Consider the following 7,151-nt stretch of genomic DNA (forward strand, 5'->3'; position numbering starts at 1 on the left):
CATCAGCAAGATCCCCACCCACAACCACACCAACGACCAACCTGTCCAACCGTCACACCAAAGACCGTTGCAGTACTAGACCGCTCAGTGCGCACTAGGATCGTGGTTTCGTGTGGCTCAAGTAGGAGGTGTTATGGCTGAGTTGGTATCGCAGCAAGATTTTCCTTTGATGATTGAGTTCTCTCATTTTGCGTTGCAAGAGTGTGATGAGGAGTGTGTGCCGGAGCCGTACCCGGATGGCCGGGAGCCCGTGGAGGGGGCGTTTCTCACGGAGCGTGTCGGTAGGATCGATGTCGAGAGCGCCGGCCACACGCATACGACCGTCTTGGAGTGTGAGGTCTGGGACGGTCGGCCGCCGGTTGATGAGCGGGTGGTGTGGGAGGAGCAGGGCGAGGCCGACATCGTGTCGCAGTCCGGGCGGTTGGCTGTGTGGACGGTGGGCGGAGCCTGCGCTGAGGACATTCACCTGGTCCGGGAGGATACGAAGTGGCGCGTGCGGATCTGCTGTGCGGGGCGGGAAGAGGCGCGGCGGCAGGCTGAGCAGGGTGTGCCCTGCGACGTGGAGCGGTATCTGCTCCAGTTCTGGCCTGCGGAGGGATGAGGGGCAGGGGACCGGTTGGGGTCCCCTGCCCGGCGGTGATCAGTTGATGGAGACGGTGAAGCCGTCGTTCTTGCCGTCGATGATGCGGTTCTTCGTCAGAAAGCCGGCCAGGATGGTCCCGGCGGCGCCGTTGTCGGCCTTCGGCAGGGGCCGGGCGGAGAAGTTGTCCTTGGGAGCCGTCGAGTCATACAGGGCTTGGGCGCTGCCCTGGTAGGTCACGGCGAACAGGTACTCGTCACACTCGTTCTTGCCGCCTTGGGGATACCCAGGGCCCCATTGCTTCTTGCACACCTTTATGGCCTCACTGCGATTGGCAGCCCGCCGCTTGGCGTCGTGGTAGAGGCGGTTGAGGGGATGTTTGACGTCGGCGCCGGGCTCGTTCTTGTGGGCGTTCTTCGGGAATGTGGCGCCGGGCTTGGTGAAGGCGTCGCGAATGTGTTCGGCCACAGCCTTCTCGCTCGTGCCGGTCTTGGAGCTGTAGGGGAGGTCTACGGTGTCACTTAAGACGGCTGCGCCATCTCCCCTGGAAACATAGGCGGCCTTGTCGCAGCGGGGCGCGAGAAGGAAGAGGTTGACACTGTCGGTGCCCTTGCTGTACCAGCCCGGCGGGTAGGTCAGTTTCAGGGTCGGCTGGTAGACGGCGAAGACTGTGTCGTCGGGCTTGTCCCCCTGGCCGGACGCCACGGTGACGGTGTGCTCGAAGGTGCTGGTGCCGGTGGCTGCAAGGGTGTCGAAGGAGCGCGCACCCGGAATGCTGCCGCCTTGCGAGGTTTGAGCGGTGGCGGGCCACTTCTGCGGGACTGTGGCGTCGGGCGCGATCACGAATCTGGCGGTTCCGGTCCCGCCCATGGCCTGGAAGTCCGTGAAGTAGTACTGCACATGCATCTGCCGGCTGCCCTTGGCGATGGTGCCCACCGCCAGGGTGATGAAGCTGCTCTCGCCAATTGGCTTCTTGTTCAGCTTCCACGTCTGGTGGAAGAGCTGCCCGGTGCAGACAGCTAAGCGTGACTTGATGAAGAACTGGCCGTTGGAGCCGAGTCCGGACTGGCACTCCTGCTTCGTCATGCTGTGCGGCGGCTCCGGATATGTTGCTCCTTGCGTCTGGAGCGCTGATCGTGGCGTCCTGCTCGGGACGGCGGGCGCCGTCTGAGAAGGGGGGGCGGCCAGACGGGCGTAGGAGGCAGCGGGGCCAATGGTCTCCAGCGCCGCTATGCGCTGCCCACCCTCATGTGTCTGCTCGGACGCCGAGAGACCTTGCGCTGCGAGGCTCTCGTGAACCCGCCCTAATGACGCCTTAGCACCTACAGGGAGGATCTGCGTCTCCACACTCAGCGTGCGATCGCCATCCTGCGCCGACGCCGGGGCAGCTATCGGCATGATGGCTGCCATGGCGGCGAGCGCGGTGAAGGCGCGGGCCAGGCGGGTGCGTCTGATGCGATGTGACCTCAAAAGTCCCCCAAGTCGATCTGTTAACCGCAGGCATCACCTGCGTCGTATGAGATCAACCTGTACTGCGGGGCGTTGAACTGTGGCCATATGAGCCGGAACTGTCCGAAAACGCAGATAAACTCGACTTATGAACGACTGTGCGAACGCCTTTCGGGGCTTGGAGCGGACTGGGTCGTTGTAGCCCGACTCGAACCAGCCTGCACAACCGGCCTACACCCAAGGGGCCCGGACGATTGCGTCGGCTGAGGTCACAACAACGCTTGACGTGCCGCTTCTTCCATGACGACTCGGTGCCTCTCGTCGCTTATGCACAATCCGCAGGACGGCCTGGCCGAGGCCGCCGCCGCTTCCCTAGGGGCTGTAGGTTCCCCATGATCATTGACACGGGCTCCTGCAGAGATGCCGGAAAATCCGGGCCAGACGAGCAACGCCCTGTCGGTCGGTGATTGTCAATCCAGGCGTGGAGCACCGCGTCGGCGGTCACCATGAGTAGTTGACCCTCTGGTCGGGAGGCAGCAGGACGCGCCTGTCGCCGGCGACGTCGGCGAGTTCACCGTCTTGGCGACCAACGCAGGCAGGCTGCACGCCCGCCCCCGGCAGGCGCGACTCGGTCGAGTCCGGGTTGCAGACGTAGGCGGCGGTCGCGTAACGGACTTGTCGACCAGGACAACAGCAGGGCTCGAAAGGGTGCGAATCGGGGCGCGCGACAGATGTGTCAGGCGTGGGGCCCACTTGGATGTACCGAGGTAACGATCACTCCGCTGATCTGAGGGTTTTGCGCTGGTTGGCATGGAAGCGCGCTTTCTTCTGACGATTCCCGCACGTGTTCATGTCACACCATTTGCGGGTGCGACTTTGGCTGGTGTCAAAGAAGGCGGCTTGGCAGGTTGGTGATGCGCACAAGGCCAATTTTCCGTCTCGTTCGCCTGCGATGATGCTGATCGCGTCGGCGGCGATCACGCTGAGGGCATCTTCCACACAGGAAGGCGAGCTGAGCCGCCATTGCCGCTTGCCCTCGGGTGTCAGGATCGCCGCGGCCCGACCCTGAGCGCTGCAGTCATTGATGACTTGGACAGCAGATGCAGGGAGAGCGTCCTGGATCGCGGCCGCTGTCGCGGCGGCGTGAAGCGACTCCCTCAGCTCCCGAGCAAGGTCGAGCTGCGCATTGGTGCAGGAGTCCACGGCGAGGCCGTTCACTGCCAGCCAGTCGACGAGTCGGTGCGGCGTGGGAATGCGCTCCACAGCGTCGCCATGACGCTCCGACAGGGTCCCCGTGAAGCTGGTCGCCAGCACCTTACCGAGGCGGAAGTCAGGGAACGCAGCACGCATAGAACCACCTTAGCCGGTTGCAGCGTGGCTCGGAGCACTGCTAGAACCGTCTTATCCGGTTCGCGATAGGTCGTAGCCGGTTCCACGATGGTCAGGAGGTCTCATGCCCCGTCTCGCCAGCGACGTGCAAGCATTTGAAGCCCACGCAACTGACGCTGACCTCGACGATCTGCGCGCGCGACTAGCCGCGGCGCGACTGCCGGAGGCTGAGACGGTCTATCGCGCCGCGCCCGACCCTCGCCGATGGGAGCAGGGCGTTCCGCTCGCCGACCTCATCGATGTCGTGAACTACTGGCGGACCGGGTACAACTGGCGGTCGTTCGAAGAGCGCCTTAACCGTATCGGCCAGTTCCGCACGACCATTGATGATCTGGGAATCCACTTCCTGCACCGCCGATCCGTGCGCGCAGATGCCACTCCTCTGATCTTGACGCACGGCTGGCCAGACAGCATTGCTCGGTTCATCGATGTAGTAGACGAGCTGGCAGATCCGAAAGATGCAGACGTGCCAGCGTTCCACGTCGTGGTCCCGTCGCTGCCAGGCTTTGGCTACAGCGACAAGCCGGCCACCACCGGGTGGGGAACCGAAAAGATCGCGGCCGCATGGGTGGAACTGATGGGAAGGCTCGGCTACAGCAAGTTCGCAGCCCACGGAGGCGACTGGGGAGGCAATATCACCACGGTTCTCGGCGGCAGGTTCCCAGCGCACGTTCTCGGCATCCACACAACGTTCGCGGAGGCGCCGCCCGGGTTGACAACGGACGGGCTGACGGCGGTCGAGCGTAAGTGGACCGAGGAAACCCGCGATTTCTGGCGCCACCGCGCGGCGTACGCGAAGCAGCAGGCGACCCGACCGCAGACCATCGGCTACTCGCTCGTCGACTCACCGGTCGGGCTTCTTGCCTGGATCCTCGACAAGTTCGCCGAGTGGACAGACACCGAAGATAGCCCGTTCGAGACGATTTCCAGAGACCGCGTTCTTGACAATATCACCCTGTATTGGCTGACGCGGACCGGCGCATCGTCGGCCCGCATTTACTACGAAAGCCACAACTCGCTGGACCCCGAACTTCGGGTCGACGTCCCGTCAGCAATCACTATGTATCCCCGCGACGTCGAGAAGTGTCCGCGCCCCTGGGCACAGGAGCGGTACCGACAAATCGTCCGATGGAGGTCGCCCGAAATCGGGGGGCATTTCCCATCGCTGGAGGTTCCCGAGTATTTCGTCAAAGATCTGCAAGAGGGCCTCGTGGCAGTGCTGGCCGCTAATCGGTGAACGCGGCTCGGCGACCTGGCACTCGAAGCCGGGCCTGAGCGTGATGAATCGTGCCGCTGGCGACGTGCAGGATCTCCTGTGCTTCTTCGGATCGACGCCGTAGGAACCTTGCGCCGCCCAAACTCTGTACTGCCATGACGGAGACGGTACGAAGCACGGGCGGCGCACCCTTGGCGAAGACCGAAAGAGACCTGCCGGAGATCGCTACTGAACGTAGCCAATGTCAACAGGATCGCGGATTTGCTCATCCACTGCTAACGAACTGCCTTCATTGCTAACGAAGTTGTGGATCCTAGAGGGGCCCAGAAAGCTATGCGTTCGCCGATGGCGGGCTGGTTGACCTTGGCGAAGGTGTTGTCCATCGGCATCAGGTCCCACAGCCGGCAGGCTTCAGCAAGCGATCACGGCGATCGACCAAGCCATCGACATCAACCGCAGACTGGCCCACCTGAGGCTCCACGCCCACGGAGCCAATATGGCCAGGAGCCTCACCAACCTAGGCAACCGGCTGAGCGCCCTCGGACGGCGTGAACAGGCGCTGCGGGCCATCACCGAGGCCGTTCAGCTGTACCACCGACTATCTACGGATCGGCTGACGCCCGTCGTCTGGGCAGACCTCGCCGTAAGCCTGAACAACCACGCTGTCCTACTCGGCGAAATGGGTCGCCACCAAGAGGCCATGAATTCGCTCGAAGAGAGCTTGGCGGTCCAACGCCAGCACCTGCAACTGCCATCGGGAGCTTCCAACGAGATCCGTGAGCAGTCTATGAGAATCGAATTCTGGCTCCACGACTTGCTGGCACAGTCCCCCGGGCAGTAGCCGGGCCCGCCTGGACGGCAAGCCACCGGTTGTGTCAGTGGGTAGCGCGCAGCTGCGTCCGACGGGTGATGACCAGGGCGTGCCACCGGTCGCGGGTGGCCTGCTGGCCATCGAGCCATCGCGCGGGTGAGGGGACATCGAGGGGGAGGCCAGCCATGAAGTGGGCGATGTCGGTGTAATAGGCGTAGTAGTCCTCACGGGTCAGCTCACGCAGCCGGCTGATGTCGGCGGTGAGCTGTTTGTGGTCGTCGCGGATGGCGTGGTGGAAGGCGAGGGCCAGGTCAAGCTTGGCGTGGGCGAAGGCGAGCCCAGAGGTGCGGATTTCTGCCGCCAGGAGCTGGGCCCGTTCTTCGATGCCGGTGTTGGATCCGGCGTCGCGCAGGAGGGTGGCGATGCGGACGTCGAGGGTGGCGGCGCGGAGGTCGACGGGGCCCAGGAGGTGTTCGGCGAGGTCGATCTCGTCGTCGGCTTGCTGAGGATCGGTGAAGGCGAGGGTGAAGGCGCGCATGGCCTGGGACATGGCCGCCTCGCCCATTTTCCCGTGCTCTTCGCCCTCCAGACGCGCGGCGTGGAAGGCCTGCGCACCGCGGGTGATCTCACCCTGGACCCATCTCACGTCACCGATGACGCGGTGGTGGCGGCCTTTCCAGCCCAGGTTTTCGGCGGCTTCGAGGGCGGTGGGGAAGTCGCCAGCGAGGCGGGAGAGGTGCGCGAGTCCGCGGCGGGCGTTGGGTGCGAGGCGGCCGGCACCGGCGATGACATGCTGCATGCCCCGGCGGGAGTCCGCGGTGCGCCCGAGGTCTCGCTGGGCTTTGGCCAGGTAGTAGACGGCCATGTCGTGCAGGGCGCGGGGCAGTAGGCTGGCTTCGGTGACGACGGTCAGGCGCTTGGCCGTGTGTGCGCGGTTCTCGTGCTGGCGGCGGGCGAGCGCACTGAGGGTTTCCACCAGCGCATCAGCGGCCGTCTGCAGCCCCGCGCCGGCTGTCTCGTCGTCGCGGGCGGGAGGCGCGAGGGGCTCCCAGATGGAGTCGCTGATGTAGTGGAAGGCGGCCTCGGTCAGCCAGTCCAGCTCGAGCCGGAAGTCCCGGGCGAGGACCAGGGCCTGGCGCAGACAGCCGACGAGCCGCATCCGGTTCTGCGCCGGCGCGGCGCTCCATAGTTCCCCCAGAGCGTGGAAGGCCCGCTGGGCGGCCTGGTCCCAGTCGCGTGGTGACCAGCGGTCGTCGGTGTGGTCGTCGGCGTTGCGGATGGTGGAGCGGATCAGCGCGTGGAGGTGGAAGGGCCACAGGCCGAAGGGGTTTTCGCGGACGAAGGGGCGCTCGGTCAGCCGCATCGCGGCAGCCTGATGGGGCAGGCCGGCAGTTCGCGTCGCCAGCGCAAGGTCGAAGGCATCGAGGAGGCTGACCGAGCGCAGGACGTGCCGCTCGTCGGGGGTGAGGTCGGACAGGGTGCGGGCGATCAGGGCCGGGAAGTCGTGGTCGAAGTCAGCCGGCTGTGGTGTCCGCCCGGTGCGCCGGATCTCCAGGAACCGCATCACCGAAAGGTCGAGATAGAGGGGCAGGCCGTGCGAGCGGCTGGTGATGACTTGCCGCAGGGGTGCGCCGATGAGGGGCTGGGCGCCGGTGTTGAGCCGGCGGGTGAGGTAGTCGTCGCAGTCCTCGGGGGAGAAGTCGCCG

At 64.9% G+C, this 7,151-nt stretch carries 5 protein-coding genes and 1 pseudogene; 3 read left to right on the top strand and 3 right to left on the bottom strand.

Features of this window, described 5'->3' with window-relative positions:
* Positions 1-133: 133 nt before the first annotated feature.
* Positions 134-601, top strand: a complete 468-nt coding sequence (locus tag ACO1BR_RS43485) for a hypothetical protein (protein WP_426800649.1) — start codon at positions 134-136, stop codon at positions 599-601.
* Between the two features lie 39 nt (positions 602-640).
* On the opposite strand, the gene ACO1BR_RS43490 is transcribed toward ACO1BR_RS43485, so the two are convergent.
* Together ACO1BR_RS43490 and ACO1BR_RS43495 are read right to left on the bottom strand one after the other, a co-directional pair.
* On the bottom strand, positions 641-1,666 hold the full coding sequence (locus ACO1BR_RS43490) for a hypothetical protein (protein ID WP_426800650.1): 1,026 nt from the start codon (positions 1,664-1,666) through the stop codon (positions 641-643).
* 1,137 nt (positions 1,667-2,803) lie between these two features.
* Positions 2,804-3,379 carry a CGNR zinc finger domain-containing protein gene (locus ACO1BR_RS43495; protein WP_426800651.1) on the bottom strand — a complete coding sequence of 192 codons (576 nt, stop codon included), beginning with the start codon at positions 3,377-3,379 and terminating at the stop codon, positions 2,804-2,806.
* Between the two features lie 103 nt (positions 3,380-3,482).
* On the opposite strand from ACO1BR_RS43495, the gene ACO1BR_RS43500 reads away from it, so the two are divergent.
* Both ACO1BR_RS43500 and ACO1BR_RS43505 read left to right on the top strand, forming a co-directional pair.
* Entirely contained in the window at positions 3,483-4,655 is a 1,173-nt protein-coding gene (locus tag ACO1BR_RS43500; RefSeq protein WP_426800652.1) for an epoxide hydrolase family protein, read from the top strand.
* A gap of 475 nt (positions 4,656-5,130) precedes the next feature.
* Complete coding sequence (locus ACO1BR_RS43505; RefSeq protein ID WP_426800653.1) at positions 5,131-5,475, top strand: tetratricopeptide repeat protein; 345 nt, start codon at positions 5,131-5,133, stop codon at positions 5,473-5,475.
* A 34-nt stretch (positions 5,476-5,509) separates the two neighbouring features.
* Here the strand turns inward: ACO1BR_RS43505 and ACO1BR_RS43510 are convergent.
* Positions 5,510-7,151 (bottom strand): annotated as a pseudogene (locus tag ACO1BR_RS43510) (ATP/GTP-binding protein); the annotation flags it as partial.

The organism is Streptomyces sp. YGL11-2, from assembly GCF_050054615.1.
Classification (GTDB): domain Bacteria; phylum Actinomycetota; class Actinomycetes; order Streptomycetales; family Streptomycetaceae; genus Streptomyces.